15 protein-coding genes are annotated in these 16,671 nt (G+C 69.1%); 5 read left to right on the top strand and 10 right to left on the bottom strand.

From position 1 onward, the window contains the following. Positions 1–89: 89 nt before the first annotated feature. The 3 genes from IEZ21_RS08605 (at position 90) to IEZ21_RS08595 (ending at position 3,460) form a co-directional block, all read left to right on the top strand. On the top strand, positions 90–779 hold the full coding sequence (locus IEZ21_RS08605; protein ID WP_189321257.1) for a hypothetical protein: 690 nt from the start codon (positions 90–92) through the stop codon (positions 777–779). 56 nt (positions 780–835) lie between these two features. After that, entirely contained in the window at positions 836–1,648 is an 813-nt protein-coding gene (locus IEZ21_RS08600) for a thioredoxin domain-containing protein (protein WP_189321256.1), read from the top strand. Positions 1,649–1,768: 120 nt separating this feature from the next. Further along, complete coding sequence (locus IEZ21_RS08595; RefSeq protein WP_189321255.1) at positions 1,769–3,460, top strand: alkaline phosphatase D family protein; 1,692 nt, start codon at positions 1,769–1,771, stop codon at positions 3,458–3,460. Between the two features lie 16 nt (positions 3,461–3,476). Here the strand turns inward: IEZ21_RS08595 and IEZ21_RS08590 are convergent, their stop codons facing one another. After that, entirely contained in the window at positions 3,477–4,046 is a 570-nt protein-coding gene (locus IEZ21_RS08590; RefSeq protein ID WP_189321254.1) for a dienelactone hydrolase family protein, read from the bottom strand. A 102-nt stretch (positions 4,047–4,148) separates the two neighbouring features. On the opposite strand from IEZ21_RS08590, the gene IEZ21_RS08585 reads away from it, so the two are divergent. Further along, on the top strand, positions 4,149–5,264 hold the full coding sequence (locus tag IEZ21_RS08585) for a mechanosensitive ion channel family protein (protein ID WP_189321253.1): 1,116 nt from the start codon (positions 4,149–4,151) through the stop codon (positions 5,262–5,264). Positions 5,265–5,618: 354 nt separating this feature from the next. Here the strand turns inward: IEZ21_RS08585 and IEZ21_RS08580 are convergent, their stop codons facing one another. The 4 genes from IEZ21_RS08580 to IEZ21_RS08565 all read right to left on the bottom strand — a co-directional run bounded on the left by IEZ21_RS08580 (position 5,619) and on the right by IEZ21_RS08565 (position 8,888). Next, on the bottom strand, positions 5,619–6,086 hold the full coding sequence (locus IEZ21_RS08580; RefSeq protein WP_189321252.1) for a GNAT family N-acetyltransferase: 468 nt from the start codon (positions 6,084–6,086) through the stop codon (positions 5,619–5,621). After that, complete coding sequence (locus IEZ21_RS08575) at positions 6,083–7,027, bottom strand: RluA family pseudouridine synthase (RefSeq protein ID WP_033318066.1); 945 nt, start codon at positions 7,025–7,027, stop codon at positions 6,083–6,085. The genes IEZ21_RS08580 and IEZ21_RS08575 overlap by 4 nt, the downstream gene beginning before the upstream one ends. Before the next feature lie 70 nt (positions 7,028–7,097). Beyond that, a complete protein-coding gene (gene lspA, locus IEZ21_RS08570; protein WP_189321251.1) occupies positions 7,098–7,772 on the bottom strand; it encodes a signal peptidase II in 675 nt (224 codons plus the stop codon). An 87-nt stretch (positions 7,773–7,859) separates the two neighbouring features. Continuing rightward, positions 7,860–8,888, bottom strand: coding sequence for a TraR/DksA family transcriptional regulator (locus tag IEZ21_RS08565; RefSeq protein ID WP_189321250.1), 1,029 nt, complete (start codon positions 8,886–8,888; stop codon positions 7,860–7,862). A 612-nt stretch (positions 8,889–9,500) separates the two neighbouring features. Between IEZ21_RS08565 and ileS the strand changes: the two genes are divergently transcribed. After that, positions 9,501–12,665: an isoleucine--tRNA ligase gene (gene ileS / locus IEZ21_RS08560; protein WP_189321249.1), complete on the top strand. Its 3,165-nt coding sequence runs from the start codon at positions 9,501–9,503 to the stop codon at positions 12,663–12,665. Between the two features lie 189 nt (positions 12,666–12,854). Here ileS and IEZ21_RS08555 read toward each other — a convergent pair whose 3' ends face one another. From IEZ21_RS08555 to pgeF, 5 genes are all read right to left on the bottom strand, one after another. Continuing rightward, positions 12,855–14,072, bottom strand: coding sequence for a DivIVA domain-containing protein (locus IEZ21_RS08555; protein ID WP_189321248.1), 1,218 nt, complete (start codon positions 14,070–14,072; stop codon positions 12,855–12,857). 55 nt (positions 14,073–14,127) lie between these two features. After that, the gene (locus tag IEZ21_RS08550) at positions 14,128–14,412 is read right to left on the bottom strand and encodes a YggT family protein (protein ID WP_189321247.1); all 285 of its coding nucleotides are present in this window, start codon (positions 14,410–14,412) and stop codon (positions 14,128–14,130) included. A 49-nt stretch (positions 14,413–14,461) separates the two neighbouring features. Then, entirely contained in the window at positions 14,462–15,103 is a 642-nt protein-coding gene (locus IEZ21_RS08545) for a cell division protein SepF (RefSeq protein WP_033318071.1), read from the bottom strand. A 129-nt stretch (positions 15,104–15,232) separates the two neighbouring features. Continuing rightward, positions 15,233–15,952, bottom strand: a complete 720-nt coding sequence (locus IEZ21_RS08540; RefSeq protein ID WP_189321246.1) for a YggS family pyridoxal phosphate-dependent enzyme — start codon at positions 15,950–15,952, stop codon at positions 15,233–15,235. A 6-nt stretch (positions 15,953–15,958) separates the two neighbouring features. Beyond that, a complete protein-coding gene (gene pgeF, locus IEZ21_RS08535) occupies positions 15,959–16,666 on the bottom strand; it encodes a peptidoglycan editing factor PgeF (protein WP_189321245.1) in 708 nt (235 codons plus the stop codon). Positions 16,667–16,671 lie beyond the last annotated feature (5 nt).

The raw sequence follows: 16,671 nt of genomic DNA, 5'->3' as shown, positions 1-16,671 counted from the left end.
AGATCTGCGGCAGGCCGGTGACCGCCCACCCGCTCACAGGGAGCTTTTAGCGCTCCCTTACAGGAGTACGTGACACACTCTCCACCGCTATGGACATATCCGGGACCCAGCTGAGAGCCGTACGCGCGGCACTGTTCACGGCAGTCGTCGTGACACTGTCCGTCGCGTCGCACGTGCTGCTGTCCCGGGCCCCGCTGCCGCTGGCCACCGTGGCCGCGCTCACCGCCGCCGTCTTCGTCATCTCGTACGCGTTGGCAGGACACGAGCGCGGCTTCGGGCGGATCGCCGCCCTGCTGATCCCGCTGGAGCTGGCCGCCGACACGCTGTTCACAGCGGGCCAGCACGCCTGTTACGGCAGGGCGGGCGGCCCGGTGGCGGGACCGTTGCGTTCGGTCGGCTTCGACTTCCTGTGCGCCGGCGAGGTCGGCACTCCGCTGGCACGGGTGACTGGCGAAGGCGACGGTGCCGCCGCCTTCCTCGCCCATGCCGATCCGGCCGCCGCCTGGGTGCTGCTCGCCGCACACGTCGGCGTCGGCCTCCTCGCGGCCGCCTGGCTGCGGCGCGGCGAGCGGGCCCTGGCCCAACTCCTGTGCGCGGCCGTCGCCTCCACGTTCCGGCCGCTGCTGGTCGCCGTCGCCATGGTGACCGTGCGGCCGGCGCCGGTACACCGGCTGTCGCGCCCCGTGCGCCGTACGAGCGCGCCCCGCAGCCACTTCTTCGTGCACTCCCTGGGACGGCGTGGACCGCCGTGTTCGCTCGTTCCCGCCTCAACGGCGTGAACCACGGCTGAGCCCAGCAGTCCACATCCCCATGCCTTCACACGGAGAAAACGATCATGAGCAAGAGGAACAGCCAGGCAGCAAAGACGGCGGCCCGTGAGCGGCTGCGCGCCGAGCGCGAGCGCCAGGCCAAGCGCGCCAAGGTCAAGCGGCAGATCGTCGTCGCCGGCTCCGTCGTCGGTGTCCTCGCGATAGCCGGCGGCATCAGTTACGCCGTCGTCCAGGGCAACAAGCCCGGCTACTGGGAGGCCGCGAAGGACGACAAGCTCGTCAAGCCCGCCCACACCACCGGTGAGAACGGCACGACCGTCGTCATCGGCAAGAGCAGTGCCAAGAAGACCCTGGAGATGTACGAGGACCCGCGCTGCCCGATCTGTGCGCAGTTCGAGCAGACGGTCGGCTCGACGGTCGACAAGGGCATCGAGGACGGGAAGTACAAGGTCCAGTTCATCGGCGCCACGTTCATCGACGACGCCACCCAGGGCGAGGGCTCCAAGAACGCGCTCAGCGCGATGGGCGCCGCCCTGAACGTCAGCACGGACGCCTTCCTGGAGTACAAGGCCGCGCTCTACTCGGCGAAGTACCACCCCGAGGAGAGCCAGGACAAGTTCAAGGACGACTCGTACCTGATCGAGGTGGCCGACACCGTCGACGCGCTGAAGGACAACAAGAAGTTCCAGACGGCGGTGGAGAACGGCACCTACGACAAGTGGGCACTGCTCATGTCGGAGAAGTTCGACGACAGCGGTGTCCAGGGCACGCCGACGCTGAAGATGGACGGCAAGACGCTCACCGGCTCCGACGGCAAGAACGCGCCGATGACCGTCGCCGACTACGAGGCGGCGATCAGCAAGGCACTGGCAGCCTGAGCCGCCCAGAGAGCGCTCAGGCCCTTTGCTCGGGTCCCTGAGCGAACCCGCGCCGAAGAGCGGGCGAACTTTCCGAGTTCGCCCGCTCTCGCCATGTACTGATCAGTAATCTGAGCGCCCGTGACCAGTCGCATCAGATCCCACTCCAACCCCAATCCCCCCAACTCTCTCAATTCCCCCAACTCGCCCGCCCCGCGCCGCCGTACGGTCGTCAAGGCGGCAGCGGCGACCGCCGCGCTCGCGGGCACGCTCGCCGCCGCGACACCCGCCCGGGCCGCCGCCGAGGCCCCCGCGTTCCTGCACGGTGTCGCCTCCGGTGACCCTCTGCCCGACGGCATCCTGCTGTGGACCCGGGTGACGCCCACGCCGGAGGCCGTGCCCGGCTCCGGGCTCGGCCCGGACGTCGAGGTGAGCTGGACCGTCGCCCTGGACAAGGCGTTCATGAATGTTGTCGCCAAGGGCTCCACCACCGCGTCCGCCGCCTCCGACCACACCGTGAAGGCGGACATACGCAGCTTGAAGCCCGCCACGGACTACTGGTTCCGCTTCTCCAGCGCGGGCACCGACTCCCCGGCCGCCCGCACCCGCACCGCCCCGGCCACCGACGCGGCCGTGGCCGGCCTGCGCTTCGGCGTGGTGTCCTGCGCCAACTGGGAGGCCGGCCACTTCTCGGCGTACCGGCACCTGGCCGCACGCGGCGACCTGGACGCCTGGCTGCATCTGGGCGACTACATCTACGAGTACGGCACGGGCGAGTACGGGACGCGCGGCACCGTCGTACGCCCGCACGCTCCCGCCCACGAGATCCTCACGCTCGCCGACTACCGCACGCGGCACGGCCGTTACAAGACCGACCCCGATCTACAAGCTCTGCACGCCGCCGCCCCCGTCATCGCCATCTGGGACGACCACGAAATCGCCAACGACGCGTGGTCGGGCGGCGCCGAGAACCACACCGAGGGCGCGGAGGGCACCTACTCGGCCCGCCAAGCGGCCGCCAAGCAGGCCTACTTCGAGTGGATGCCGGTCCGCCCGGCGATCGAGGGCACGACCTATCGTCGGCTGCGCTTCGGCAAGTTGGCCGATCTCTCGCTGCTCGACCTGCGGTCCTTCCGTTCGCAGCAGGTGTCGGTCGGCAACGGTGGTGTCGACGATCCGAACCGTACGCTCACGGGCCGGCCCCAACTCGACTGGCTGAAGGCGGGGTTGACGGCGTCCGACACCACCTGGCGGCTGGTCGGCAACTCGGTGATGATCGCGCCGTTCGCCATCGGCTCGCTCTCCGCCGAGATCCTGAAACCGCTCGCGGAGCTGCTCGGCCTGCCCAAGGAGGGACTGGCCCTCATCACCGACCAGTGGGACGGCTACACCGACGACCGCCGCGAACTGCTCGCGCATCTGCGCAGCAACGCCATCCGCAACACCGTCTTCCTCACCGGCGACATCCACATGGCCTGGGCCAACGACGTGCCGTACAACGCCGGTACATACCCCCTGTCCCCCTCCGCCGCCACCGAGTTCGTCGTCACATCGGTCACCTCCGACAACCTGGACGACCTCGTCAACGTCCCCGAGGGCACCCTCTCCGCCGTGGCCGCACCCGTGATCCGCGCCGCCAACCGGCACGTCCACTGGGTCGACACCGACCGGCACGGCTACGGCGTACTGGACCTCACCGCCGAGCGCACGCAGATGGACTACTACGTCCTCTCCAACCGCACGAGCGCCAACGCCACAGCGTCCTGGGCCCGTTCGTACCGCACACGCAGCGGCACGCAGAAGGTCGAGCGGGTGTACGCGCCGGTGAACTGACCCCTTCTTCTGTCCCTCAGAGGCTCTCGAGGAAGCCGAGCGCCACCCGCCAGGTGGCCTCGGCCGCCTCCTTGTCGTAGTCCGGCAGACCGGGATCCGTGTAGAGGTGACCGGCTCCCGCGTATCTGTGGACCTCCACGTCGGCGCCCGCCCTGCCCATCCGGAGATACCAGGCGTTCAGCCAGTCGTCGGGCTCGAAGGCGTCCGGCTCGGCCACGTGCAGCTGGACCGGCAGCTCGTCCACCGACGCGTTCTCGGCGATGTCCGAGGTGCCGTGCAGCAGCAGGAGCCCTCGCGCCTTCTCATCGCCCAGCGCCAGCGTCTGGGCGGTCGCGGCGCCGAGAGAGAACCCGGCGTAGACGAGACCTCGCTCCGAGTAGGGCGCGGCGGCCAGAATCGCGCGCTTGAGCAGCTCGTCCTTGCCTATCTCATCCTTGAAGGCCATGCCCTCCTCGACGGTCTCGAAGGTCCGCCCCTCGAAAAGGTCGGGCGTCCACACCTCGTGGCCCGCTGCGCGCAGCCGGTCCGCCGCATCACGCACCGCGGGCCGCAGCCCGTAGGTCGAGTGGAAGAGCACAATGTCCATGAGGCCATCGTGCCAGCCGCCACTGACATCAACGGCGCCGGACGGAAGCCCGGGCCGGGGCTACATGTTCATGACGGGCCGGAGCCGGTTACCGTCGAGGGCATGGAGAACGTACTGCGCCCGCTGATCGTCGTCGGCGGCTCCGTCGTCCTCACCCTGGTGATCGGCTGGGCCGTGGACCGGACGATGCGACGCATCGACGACCGGCACAGCGAGACCCCACTGTGGGGCCTGCTGCGCCGCGCCCGCATCCCCTTCCAGGTCGTACTGCTCACGGCCTTCCTGAGAGGCTCGTACGACCAGGCGCGAATCTTCCCGTCCCACTCCTCCGCGATAGGCCGAGCCCTGACGCTGGTGCTCATCGGATCCGCCGCCTGGCTGGTGGTACGTATCGCGGCGGCGATCGTCGAGACGTCGTACGCCCGTTACGCGTCCACCCACCGCGACCCGGCCCGGGTCCGCCGCGTGCGCACGCAGGTGTCGCTGATCATGCGCGTGGTCACGGCGATCGTCGGTGTGGTCGCGATCGCCGCGATGCTGTTCACCTTCCCCGCGATGCGGGCGGCCGGGGCCTCACTGCTCGCCTCGGCCGGCATCCTCGGCATCGTCGCCGGTGTGGCCGCACAGTCCACGCTCGGCAATCTCTTCGCGGGGATGCAGATCGCCTTCGGCGACATGGTGCGGCTCGGCGACGTGGTGGTGGTGGACGGCGAATGGGGCACGGTCGACGAGATCACACTGACATTCCTGACCGTACGCACCTGGGACGAGCGCCGGATCACCATGCCGGTCTCGTACTTCACGTCCAAGCCCTTCGAGAACTGGTCCCGCGGCGGCGTCCAGATGACCGGCACGGTCTTCCTGCACGTGGACCACAGCACGCCCCTGGAGGCGATGCGAGAGCGGCTCCGCGACATCCTGCGCGAGTGCCCGGCCTGGGACGGCCGCCACTACGATCTGACCGTCACCGACTCGACGCCCACCACCATGGAGCTACGCGCCCTGGTGACCGCCAAGGACCCCGACGACCTGTGGACGGTCCGCGTCACAGTCCGCGAACACCTCCTCCGCTGGCTCACCGAACACCACCCCTACGGGCTCCCCCGCGTCAACACAGCCGACGCGATCCTGCCCCCGGGCTCCCCGCCGGACGGTTCGATACCACGCACAAACCGAGGCCGCATCCATGCCCCACCACGAACGGACCGCGCCCCTTAGCCAAGACACACGCTCCCGCACTCGCCCGCCGACGGAAAACACCCCGACGTGCCCGCACTTGCCCACCGGCGGGAGGGGTCGTGGGCCGGTGCGTCCTATGCCCGTCGCTTAGCTTCGGTCTCGGAGAACCCGCACCCTGTACCAGCTAAGGGCCGTATGCCCGCCCTGCGACGGGCTGACGCACCGGCCCACGACCCCGACCCACCCACCCAGGGGCGCGGGGAACTGCGCGACCAGCCACCCACACACCCGCACCCGCCAACGAACCCAACCGCCGGAGGCAACCGGCTCAGTGGCTACATTCCACCCCACCATTGACCTGGACGACCTGGGCAGCCAAAGCCAGAACAGCAGCTAAAGAGAGCGCCTCATCGCCTGATGAGGAATCCCCGCTTCGAGATATTCCGGGCCGTACGCCACATACCCCAGCCGCTCGTAGAACCCCAGCGCATGCGTCTGTGCGTGCAGATCGACCGCCGTCAGCCCACGCGCGCGTGCCGCGTCCTCGATGCCCCGGACGAGCGCGATACCGACACCGAGTCCGCGCGCGGACTTCAGGACGGCGAGCCGCCCCAGGGACCCGACGGCCCGGTCACCGCCGGTCTTGGCGGCCGCCGCCTCGCCGTACAGCAGGCGCCCCGCGCCGATCGGCACCCCGTCCTCGCGGATGGCGAGGACATGCACAGCGTCGGCGTCGTACACGTCGTACTCCAGGTCCTCGGGGACCTGCTGCTCGCTGACGAAAACCTCCTTGCGCACCGCGAAGCAGGCCTCACGGTCGGCGGGGTCCTCGGCCACCCTCACCGCGTACGACGCGCTCATGCGTAGGTCTCTTCCCGCACCTGGTCCAGCGCCTGCTGCAGGTCCGCGGGGTAGTCGCAGGCGAACTCCGCCCACTGCCCGTCCCCTGGGTGCTCGAAGCCGAGCCGCACGGCGTGCAGCCACTGCCGGGTCAGCCCGAGCCGCTTGGCGAGCGTCGGGTCCGCGCCGTACGTCAGGTCACCCACGCACGGATGCCGGTGGGCGGCCATGTGGACGCGGATCTGATGCGTGCGCCCGGTCTCCAGCTTGATGTCGAGCAAGGAGGCCGCCCGGAACGCCTCGACCAGGTCGTAATGCGTCACGGAGGGCTTGCCCTCGGCCGTGACCGCCCACTTGTAGTCGTGGGTCGGGTGGCGGCCGATGGGCGCGTCGATGGTGCCGCTGGTCGGGTCCGGATGGCCCTGGACCAGCGCGTGGTAGCGCTTGTCGACCGTGCGCTCTTTGAACTGGCGCTTCAGCGACGTGTACGCGTACTCCGACTTGGCCACCACCATCAGGCCCGAGGTGCCCACGTCCAGGCGGTGCACGATGCCCTGGCGCTCGGCGGCGCCCGAGGTCGAGATGCGGTATCCGGCAGCTGCGAGCCCGCCGATCACCGTGGGGCCCGACCAGCCGGGGCTGGGGTGCGCGGCGACCCCGACGGGCTTGACGATCACCACCACGTCCTCGTCGTCGTGCACGATCTCCATGCCTTCGACGGGCTCGGCGACGATCTGCACGGGCGCGGGCGCCTGTGGCATCTCGACCTCCAGCCACGCACCGCCCTGCACCCGCTCGGACTTGCCGACCGCCGTGCCGTCGACCAGCACCTTGCCTGCCGCGGCCAGTTCCGCCGCCTTCGTACGGGAGAAGCCGAACATGCGTGATATGGCGGCGTCGACGCGCTCGCCCTCCAGGCCGTCGGGCACGGGCAGGGTACGGATCTCGGGACTTGTGCTCACCCGTCGAGTATGCCGGACGGGTCCGACATCCCCTGACGCGAGCCGAAGAGCGCCAGGGTCCGACGGACTCTCAGTCCTTGTGGACGGTCCCGTCCGGGTCGAGGCCTCGGAACGACAGCAGCACGATCAGGATGCCGCCGCAGACGATCGCCGAGTCGGCGAGGTTGAAGACCGCGAAGCCCTTGGGGGCGATGAAGTCGACGACCGCGCCCTCGAAAACGCCCGGCGAGCGGAAGATGCGGTCGGTGAGGTTGCCGAGCGCGCCACCGAGCAGCAGGCCGAGCGCGATCGCCCAGGGCAGGCTGTAGAGCTTGCGCGCGAGGCGGGCGATCACCACGATCACAGCCGTCGCGATCACCGTGAAGATCACGGTGAAGGCCTCCCCGAAGCCGAAGGCCGCGCCCGCGTTGCGGATCGCCTCGAACCTCAGCCAGTCCCCGATGATCTCGATCGGCTCATGGTGCTCCAGCTTCGCGACCACGATGATCTTGCTGACCAGATCCAGGGCATACGCCAGGGCGGCGACCGAGAACAGCACGGCGATCCGGCGCTTGCCCCTGGGCCGCTCGGCCTGCGCCGCCTTCTCCTCGGAACCGGAGTCGGAGCCGGACGGCTCGGCCGGCTCTCGCGCCCCTGAGGAGTCGGACCGCTCGTCCGACGCCGCGCTCTTGTCGGTGTGCTCCGGCTCGGCCCCAGCCGCCCCCGGGATATCCGGCGTACCGATGATGCGCTCCGCCTCTGCCACGTGTGTCCCTCAACCTAGGTGCCTGACTGAGGAGAGGGTACGGCACGGTTCCCCGCTCCCATGTGCCCCTTGGACGCACTGTGCCGCTCAGTGACGGCGCTCCGTCTTCTGCTTGCACTCGACGCACAGGGTGGCGCGCGGGAAGGCCTGCATACGGGCCTTGCCGATGGGATTGCCGCAGCTCTCGCAGAGGCCGTATGTGCCCGCGTCCAGGCGCTCGAGGGCGCGCTCGGTCTGCTCCAGCATCTCCCGGGCGTTGGCCGCGAGCGCCATCTCGTGCTCGCGCGTGATGTTCTTGGTGCCGGTGTCCGCCTGATCGTCTCCGGCGCCGTCCCCGGAGTCGCGCATCAGGCCCGCCAGGGACTCCTCGGAGTTCGTGATCTCGGCGCGCAGTCGCACCACCTCCGCGAGCAGCTCCGCACGTGCCTCCGCGACCTCTTCCGGGGTCCAGGGGTCCTCACCGGGGCGTACGGCGAGCTCGCCGGGTTCCGCCGCGGAGAGCCGTGCCTTGGGAACCGCGGTGGCCTTGCCCGCCGCCGTGGCCGTACCAGGAGTCTTCTTCGCAACCACCGTCGTGGCTCCCGTCGTCTTCGCGGCCTCGGCCGCACCTTTGGCCGCGGAGGCGACCGCTTTCCTGGCCGTACGCGTGCTCTTCCTGACCGCACTCTTGGAGGACCTCTTCGTGGGAGCACCCGCAGTGACGGCACTCTCCGCGCTCTTCATGACGCCGCCCTCCTTGACGGCGCCCTTCTCGGCGACCTCCTTCTTGCCGGCCCTCTTCTTGGTGACTCTCTTCTTGGTGGCCGCCTTCGAAGCCGTCTCCTTCTTGGCGGCCGTTTTCTCACCAGCCCTCTTCGTAGCGGCCGATTTCGTACTCGCGGTCTTCGAAGCAGCTGTTTTCGTACCCTCCGGCTTCCCGCCCCCAACAGCACCACCGGCACGGGCGTCGGCACGACCTCCAGTACCGGAACCACCCCGTACGGTCTTCACCGGCTTCGCGGCACCCCGCGTGCTCTTCTTGCCGCTCACATCCTTGGCCGCCGCTCCGGCACCGCCTGCCGCCCCCGTGGTTCTGCCGGACACCGACTGCGGTACGGCCGTCTTCTTCGCCATCATGGCCGCGGCCCCTTCACATATTGTGATCTTGTTCGCGAATCGTGCTGGGACGATAAATCGACTTCTGACCCGCGGCAACGGGGCACGCTGCCCGATTCACCCGCCTCTCAGGTGCCACGTGGCGAGCCTGCAAGCGTTGTGCCCAGCTCCCCGCCAGGTAATCCGCCGAGTCGGCCGTACCGGGACGCGAACCCCGACCCCTGGCCATTCGGGTCAGTCCGTGCGCCGCCCCCACGCCCCGTGAACCCCTGCCCACGAGTCCCGGAAAACCGGTCGGCCGCTGTCTGTCCGGCGCCGTACACTGGGCGGAGCGAAAAGCGTGGATGGGGACGAGTAGCGGCGTACGCAGCCATGAGCGACCCGGGGACGGTGCGAGCCCGGGGGCGAGCGCGACGTGAAAATCACCCCGGAGCCGCCGGAAGAAAGCCGCAGTGACCAGCCGCGGCCAGTAGACCCGGCATCGCGACCCCAATGAGGGGGCTCACCGGAGCACAGCGCCCCGGAGGGCCAAGGAGGGTGGTACCGCGGGAGCGCGCCGCACACGGCGTAGGTGGCAACACGACTCTCGTCCCTCCGACGGAAGGCAGAAAGTCCGCCGGAGGAAGCTCGCCGATGAAACCGACGCAGTACCGCCAGGTGCCCGCCCAGGTCGACCTGCCCGCCCTCGAGCACGCCGTGCTCGACTTCTGGCGTGAGCAGAAGATCTTCGCCAAGAGCCTGGAGCAGTCCGAGGGCCGCCCTGAGTGGGTGTTCTTCGAGGGCCCGCCCACCGCCAACGGCATGCCGGGCACCCACCACATCGAGGCCCGCGTCTTCAAGGACGTCTTCCCGCGCTTCCGCACCATGCGCGGCTACCACGTGGCCCGCAAGGCCGGCTGGGACTGCCACGGCCTGCCGGTGGAGATCGCGGTGGAGAAGGAGCTCGGCTTCAGCGGCAAGCAGGACATCGAGGCGTACGGCATCGCCGCGTTCAACGCCAGGTGCCGCGAGTCCGTGACCCGCCACACCGACGCCTTCGAAGAGCTCACGACCCGCATGGGGTACTGGACCGACCTCAGCGACCCGTACCGCACGATGGACCCGGAGTACATCGAGTCGGTCTGGTGGTCGCTCAAGGAGATCTTCAACAAGGGCCTGCTGGTCCAGAACCACCGCGTCGCCCCCTGGTGCCCGCGCTGCGGCACGGGCCTGTCGGACCACGAACTGGCGCAGGGCTACGAGACGGTCGTCGATCCCTCGGTGTACGTCCGTTTCCCACTCACCTCCGGTCCGCTCGCGGGCGAGGCCGCGCTCCTGGTCTGGACGACGACGCCGTGGACCCTGGTCTCCAACACGGCCGTCGCCGCGCACGCCGAGGTGACGTACGTGGTCGCGACGAACGGCGAGGAGAAGCTCGTCGTCGCCGAGCCGCTCGTCGAGAAGGCCCTGGGCGAGGGCTGGGAGACCACCGGACAGTCCTTCACGGGCGCCGAGATGGAGCGCTGGTCGTATCAACGTCCGTTCGAGCTCGTGGAGTTCCCGGCGGACGTGCCGACCCACTACGTGGTGAACGCCGAGTACGTCACGACCGAGGACGGTACGGGTCTGGTCCACCAGTCCCCCGCCTTCGGTGAGGACGACCTCAGGGTCTGCCGCGAGTACGGCCTGCCGGTGGTCAACCCCGTCCGTCCCGACGGCACCTTCGAAGAGGACGTCCCGCTCGTAGGCGGCATCTTCTTCAAGAAGGCCGACGAAAAGCTCACGGAGGACCTCCAGAACCGCGGTCTGCTCTTCAAGCACATCCCGTACGAGCACAGCTACCCGCACTGCTGGCGCTGCCACACCGCGCTCCTCTACTACGCGCAGCCGTCCTGGTACATCCGCACCACGGCCGTCAAGGACCGCCTCCTCCAGGAGAACGAGAAGACCAACTGGTTCCCGGATACGGTCAAGCACGGCCGCTACGGCGACTGGCTGAACAACAACATCGACTGGGCCCTGTCCCGCAACCGCTACTGGGGCACCCCGCTGCCCATCTGGCGCTGCGAGGCCGACCACCTCACCTGCGTGGGCTCCCGGACCGAGCTGACCGAGCTGACCGGCACGGACCAGTCGAACCTCGACCCGCACCGCCCGTTCATCGACGAGGTCACCTTCGCCTGCCCCCAGGACGGCTGCGGACAGCCGGCCACACGCGTTCCGGAGGTCATCGACGCCTGGTACGACTCGGGTTCGATGCCGTTCGCGCAGTGGGGCTACCCGTACAAGAACAAGGAGCTCTTCGAGCAGCGCTACCCGGCGCAGTTCATCTGCGAGGCCATCGACCAGACGCGTGGCTGGTTCTACACGCTGATGGCCGTCGGCACGCTGGTCTTCGACAAGTCCTCGTACGAGAACGTCGTCTGTCTGGGCCACATCCTCGCCGAGGACGGCCGCAAGATGTCCAAGCACCTGGGCAACCTGCTCCCGCCGATCCCGCTGATGGACCAGCACGGCGCGGACGCGGTCCGCTGGTTCATGGCGGCCGGCGGCTCCCCCTGGGCGGCCCGCCGCGTCGGCCACAACACCATCCAGGAGGTCGTCCGCAAGACGCTCCTGACGTACTGGAACACGGTCGCCTTCCAGGCCCTGTACGCCCGCACCTCGAACTGGACGCCCAGTGAGGCGGACCCGGCCCCGGCCGACCGCCCGGTCCTGGACCGCTGGCTCCTTTCCGAACTCCACGCGCTCACCGACCAGGTGACCCAGTCCCTGGAGGCGTACGACACCCAGCGCGCCGGAAAGCTCCTGTCGGCGTTCGTCGACGACCTGTCCAACTGGTACGTACGCCGCTCTCGTCGCCGCTTCTGGCAGGGTGACAAGGCGGCGCTGCGCACCCTGCACGAGGTCCTCGAGACCGTCACGCGCCTGATGGCCCCGCTGACGCCGTTCATCACCGAGCGGGTCTGGCAGGACCTGGTGGTGCCGGTAGCGCCGGGCGCCCCCGAGTCCGTACACCTGTCGTCCTGGCCGGATGCGGACCTGTCCGCCATCGACCCGGAGCTGTCGAAGCAGATGGTGCTGGTGCGCCGTCTCGTGGAGCTGGGCCGTGCCACGCGCGCGGAGTCGGGTGTGAAGACGCGGCAGCCGCTGTCGCGCGCGCTGGTCGCGGCGAGCGGGTTCGAGGCGCTCAACCCCGAACTGCACGCGCAGATCACGGAGGAGCTGAACGTCTCCTCGCTGGCGTCTCTGAGCGAGGTGGGCGGCTCGCTGGTCGACACGACCGCCAAGGCCAACTTCCGTGCGCTGGGCAAGAGGTTCGGCAAGCGCGTCCAGGACGTGGCCAAGGCCGTCGCCAACGCGGACGCGGCCGCTCTGTCCCTGGCCCTGCGCGAGGGCACGGCGTCGGTCGAGGTCGACGGCGAGACGGTGACGCTGGCCCCGGACGAGGTCATCATCACGGAGACCCCGCGCGAGGGCTGGTCCGTCGCCTCGGACTCCGGTGCGACGGTCGCCCTCGACCTGGAGCTCACCGAGGAGCTGCGCCAGGCGGGCCTGGCCCGTGATGCGATCCGCCTGATCCAGGAGGCCCGCAAGAACAGCGGCCTCGACGTGGCCGACCGCATCGCCCTGCGCTGGACCTCCACGGACCCGAAGGTCACCGCGGCCCTCACGGAGCACTCCGGCCTCATCGCGGACGAAGTCCTCGCCGCGGACTTCTTGAATGAACACAGCGCGTCCGGCGAGGCGGACGACACATACGGCGCCCCGTTCACGGACGAGTCGCTGTCGCTGACGTTCCGCCTCCGCAAGGCGTAAGCACGCACAGCACGCACAAAGGCCCGGGCCCACCGAACTTCTTCCGTGGGCCCGGGCCTTCGGCGTTGCGTACCCACGTACAGACGCTCGCCGGGTCAGCACAAAAGCGCGAGACAAAAGGGCGAGGCCCCCGGAAATCCGGGGGCCTCGCCCTGAACGCTGCCGACGCCTAAGGCGTATTAGAGGCCGTCAGTTGTCGTCCTCGTCGATCAGGAACCCACGCATCGGGGAGGGAGCCTGTCCCATCGGCGACGGGCCCTGCGGCCGGACCGGCGCCATCGGCTGGGTCATGGCCGGCGACATCTGCTGCTGGCCGCCGTAGGACGGAGCAGCGGGGGCCGGGCCACCCATCGACTGGTTGCCGCCGTACGACGGCGCGCTCGCACCGGCCGGCGCCATGGACGGCGACGACGACGGCAGCGAGGCGGCCGCGGGCTGACGCGGCGGAGCCAACGAGTCGTCCGCCTGAGTCTCCAGCTGACGCAGCTGGGACTCGAGGTAGGACTTCAGCCGCGTACGGTACTCGCGCTCGAAGCCGCGCAGGTCCTCGACCTTGCGCTCCAGCGTGGCGCGAGCGGACTCCAGGGAGCCCATCGCGACGCGGTGCTTCTCCTGCGCGTCCCGCTCCAGGGCGTCCGCCTTGGCACGAGCGTCACGCTCCAGACCCTCGGCACGGCTGCGGGCCTCACCGACGATCTTGTTGGCCTCGGAACGCGCCTCGGCGATCGCCTGGTCGGCGGTCTGCTGAGCCAGCGACAGCACGCGGGCGGCGCTGTCGCCACCGGGACCGCCCTGACCGGGGCCGCCCATCTGCTGCGGGGGGCCACCCATCGGGCCGCCCATCTGCTGCGGGGGACCGCCCATCGGGCCGCCCATCTGCTGCGGCAGCTGCCCCTGCATCGGGCCGGGACCCTGGCCCATCGGCCCCTGACCCATCTGGCCCTGACCCATCTGGCCCTGACCCATCTGGCCCTGACCCATCTGCCCCTGGCCCATCTGGCCGGGACCCTGCTGACCGCCCTGCCCGCTGGGACCCGCGGGCAGCTGCGGTGCACCGCTCGGCAGCTGGGGCGGACCACCCATGGGGCCACCCATCTGCTGCTGCGGCGGGCCCGATATGCCGGCGGGCACAGGAGCACCCGGACCACCGCGCATACCCTGCGGCGGCCCTTGCTGCTGCTGGTCCTGCTGTTCAGGCGGCTTGCGCATGCCCTGCTGCTGGTTCTGCGCGGCGGCACGCGTGGCGGCGGCCAGCTTGGCGCGCAAGTCCTCGTTCTCGCGGAGCAGGCGGGTCAGTTCGGCTTCGACCTCGTCGAGGAAGGCATCGACCTCGTCCTCGTCATAGCCTTCTCGGAGGCGGACGGTCGTGAACTGCTTGTTCCGCACGTCCTCGGGGGTCAACGGCATCTCTTCACCTCAACGTAGTCGTCGGCATCGTCGGCGTTCGGCAAGACCGTATCGTTCACAGCCGGCTCACAACGGAGATCAGGATGTAGACGATGATCATCAGTACGAAGAAGGACAGGTCGAGCGCCACGCCCCCGAGACGCAGCGGCGGGATGAACCGCCGCAGAAGCTTGAGCGGTGGATCCGTGACAGTGTAGGTGGCCTCCAGAACGACCACCATCGCCTTGCCGGGTTTCCATGAGCGGGCGAACTGGAAGACGTAGTCCATGACGAGCCGGAAGATCAGCACGATGAGGAAACACATCAGCGCGATGTAGACAACATCCAAGACCACGCTCATGATCCGCGTTTCCCTCTCCCCTGTTTCCGACTCTGTCCGGTCCTGCGTCTCAGCTCTGGTTGAAGAACCCGCCCTCTGCGATGCGGGCCTTGTCCTCCGCCGTGACATCGACGTTAGCAGGCGACAACAGGAACACCTTCTGCGTCACCCGCTCGATGCTCCCATGAAGACCAAACACCAAACCGGCGGCAAAGTCGACAAGTCGCTTGGCATCGGTGTCATCCATCTCGGTCAAGTTCATGATCACCGGGGTGCCTTCGCGGAAGTGTTCCCCGATGGTACGGGCCTCGTTGTAGGTCCGGGGGTGCAGTGTGGTGATCCGGTACGGCTCTCGTTCCGACACGACCTTGGGCATGATCACCGGTGCGTTCTTCTCCAGGCTTTGACGTTCTTGTGTGATGGATGCCACGGGGGCGATTCGTGCCGGACGTCCCGATTCCGCCGATAGCGAAGCGGAATGTGACACGGGGTCACGCTGCACCGGGGGCTGCACCACCCGTACCGATTCGTCCCGTTGGGACTGATGCGGCTGGTGCGACTGATGCGGCGGCTCATGCCGCCGGCGGTCCCGATCGGGCTCCGGATCAAGCTCGGGCTCGAAGTCGTCGTCGGGGTCGAAGCCCCTGCCGTCGTACCCATCGTCCTCCACGAGGCCGAGGTAGACCGCCATCTTGCGCATCGCGCCGGCCATTGCTCTGAGTCCTCCGCTCTGTGGTGGATCGGCTGACTATTGCCAAGTGCCCGCGATCCACTAGGTCGTTATGCCCGCTTTCGGCGGTAATGACCATATTTTCTGCTGTGGTCCGACTTCTTGGCGACGTTACCCGAGCCCGGGACGGACTCCGAGTACCGCGGTGCCGACGCGTACATGTGTCGCTCCGGCCGCCACGGCCTGTTCGAGGTCCGAACTCATCCCTGCCGAGACCATGTTCGCAGCCGGATGAGTCCGGCGCAGGTCAGTCGACAAATCCATCAGCCGCTCGAACGCCGCCTGTTCACGCCCTGCGTACGGTCCGGTGAGCGGAGCGACGGTCATCAGTCCGTCAAGTCGCAACCCCGGAGCCTTCGCGACAAGCTCGCCCAACTCCTCGATTCCGTCCGGCCCTACGCCCCCGCGCGCCCCCCGGCCGCTCTCGTCCGCGTCGAGCGCGATCTGGATGAGACAGCCCACCTCTCGTCCGGTACGTACGGCTTCCTTCGACAGAGCCGTGACGAGCCTGGCCCGGTCGACCGACTGCACAATTCCCGCATAACCGACCACGGAACGTACCTTGTTGGTCTGCAACTGACCGACGAAGTGCCAGGTGAGGGGCAGACCCGAACACTCTGCGGCCTTGGGCGCCGCATCCTGGTCCCGGTTCTCGGCGACGTGACGCACGCCGAGTTCCGACAGGATCCGCACATCGCTCGCGGGGTAGGTCTTGGTGACCACGATCAGGGTCACCTCTTCGCGCTTGCGGCCCGCGGCCACACAGGCCGCCGTGATGCGCTCTTCAACTTGCGTGAGGTTTCTGGCGATTTGCGCCTTACGGTCCGTCATGTCCCATCAGTCCAGCCACACATAGCCCGCGAGCCGACCGGTGATGCGATCGCGGCGGTACGAGAAGTGGTCGCCCGATTCGAGCGTGCACACCGGCGACTGCGCCCGGTCGCACACCCCGAGCCGCTCCAGTTGCGCGTGCACTCCGGCGGTCACATCGACTGCCGGAGTGCCCCAACTGGTCTCGGCGTACGCCGCCGGCTCGACGGCGGCGACCTCGGCGCGCATCTCGTCCGGCACTTCGTAGCAACGGCCGCAGACGGCGGGGCCGGTGCGGGCGACGATCCGGCCCGGCTCCGCGCCGAGTTCGACCATCGCCGCGACGGCTGCGGGCACGACTCCGGCGACCATGCCGGGCCGCCCCGCGTGAGCGGCGGCCGCGATCCCGGCGACCGGGTCGGCCAGCAGGACCGGCGTGCAGTCGGCGGTGAGGACGGCGAGGGCAAGACTGCGGCGGGTGGTGACGACGGCGTCGACCTCCGGCACGGGACGGTCTCCCCAGGGTTCGCCGATCACTGCCACGTCCGGCCCGTGCACCTGGTTCATCCAGACGACCCGGGCCGGGTCGAGACCGAGGGACTTGGCGGCCAGTTCACGATTGGTGCGTACGGCGTCGGGGTCGTCACCAACCGCTCCGCCGAGGTTGAGCTCCTCGTACGGAACGGCGCTCACCCCGCCCCACCGGTCGGTGAAGGCGAAGTGGGCGCCGCCCACTGTGC

The sequence above is a fragment of the Streptomyces flaveus genome (assembly GCF_014647675.1).
GTDB classification, from domain to species: domain Bacteria; phylum Actinomycetota; class Actinomycetes; order Streptomycetales; family Streptomycetaceae; genus Streptomyces; species Streptomyces flaveus.
This window is presented reverse-complemented; position numbering and strand designations above follow the sequence as displayed.

Bases quoted from the DNA above. Each gene is read 5' to 3' on its own strand.
- IEZ21_RS08605 (WP_189321257.1), top strand. From the start codon at position 90: ATGGACATATCCGGGACCCAGCTGAGAGCCGTACGCGCGGCACTGTTC.
- IEZ21_RS08600 (WP_189321256.1), top strand. From the start codon at position 836: ATGAGCAAGAGGAACAGCCAGGCAGCAAAGACGGCGGCCCGTGAGCGG.
- IEZ21_RS08590 (WP_189321254.1), bottom strand. From the start codon at position 4,046: ATGGACATTGTGCTCTTCCACTCGACCTACGGGCTGCGGCCCGCGGTG.
- IEZ21_RS08585 (WP_189321253.1), top strand. From the start codon at position 4,149: ATGGAGAACGTACTGCGCCCGCTGATCGTCGTCGGCGGCTCCGTCGTC.
- IEZ21_RS08580 (WP_189321252.1), bottom strand. From the start codon at position 6,086: ATGAGCGCGTCGTACGCGGTGAGGGTGGCCGAGGACCCCGCCGACCGT.
- IEZ21_RS08565 (WP_189321250.1), bottom strand. From the start codon at position 8,888: ATGATGGCGAAGAAGACGGCCGTACCGCAGTCGGTGTCCGGCAGAACC.
- ileS (WP_189321249.1), top strand. From the start codon at position 9,501: ATGAAACCGACGCAGTACCGCCAGGTGCCCGCCCAGGTCGACCTGCCC.
- IEZ21_RS08555 (WP_189321248.1), bottom strand. From the start codon at position 14,072: ATGCCGTTGACCCCCGAGGACGTGCGGAACAAGCAGTTCACGACCGTC.
- IEZ21_RS08550 (WP_189321247.1), bottom strand. From the start codon at position 14,412: ATGAGCGTGGTCTTGGATGTTGTCTACATCGCGCTGATGTGTTTCCTC.
- IEZ21_RS08545 (WP_033318071.1), bottom strand. From the start codon at position 15,103: ATGGCCGGCGCGATGCGCAAGATGGCGGTCTACCTCGGCCTCGTGGAG.
- IEZ21_RS08540 (WP_189321246.1), bottom strand. From the start codon at position 15,952: ATGACGGACCGTAAGGCGCAAATCGCCAGAAACCTCACGCAAGTTGAA.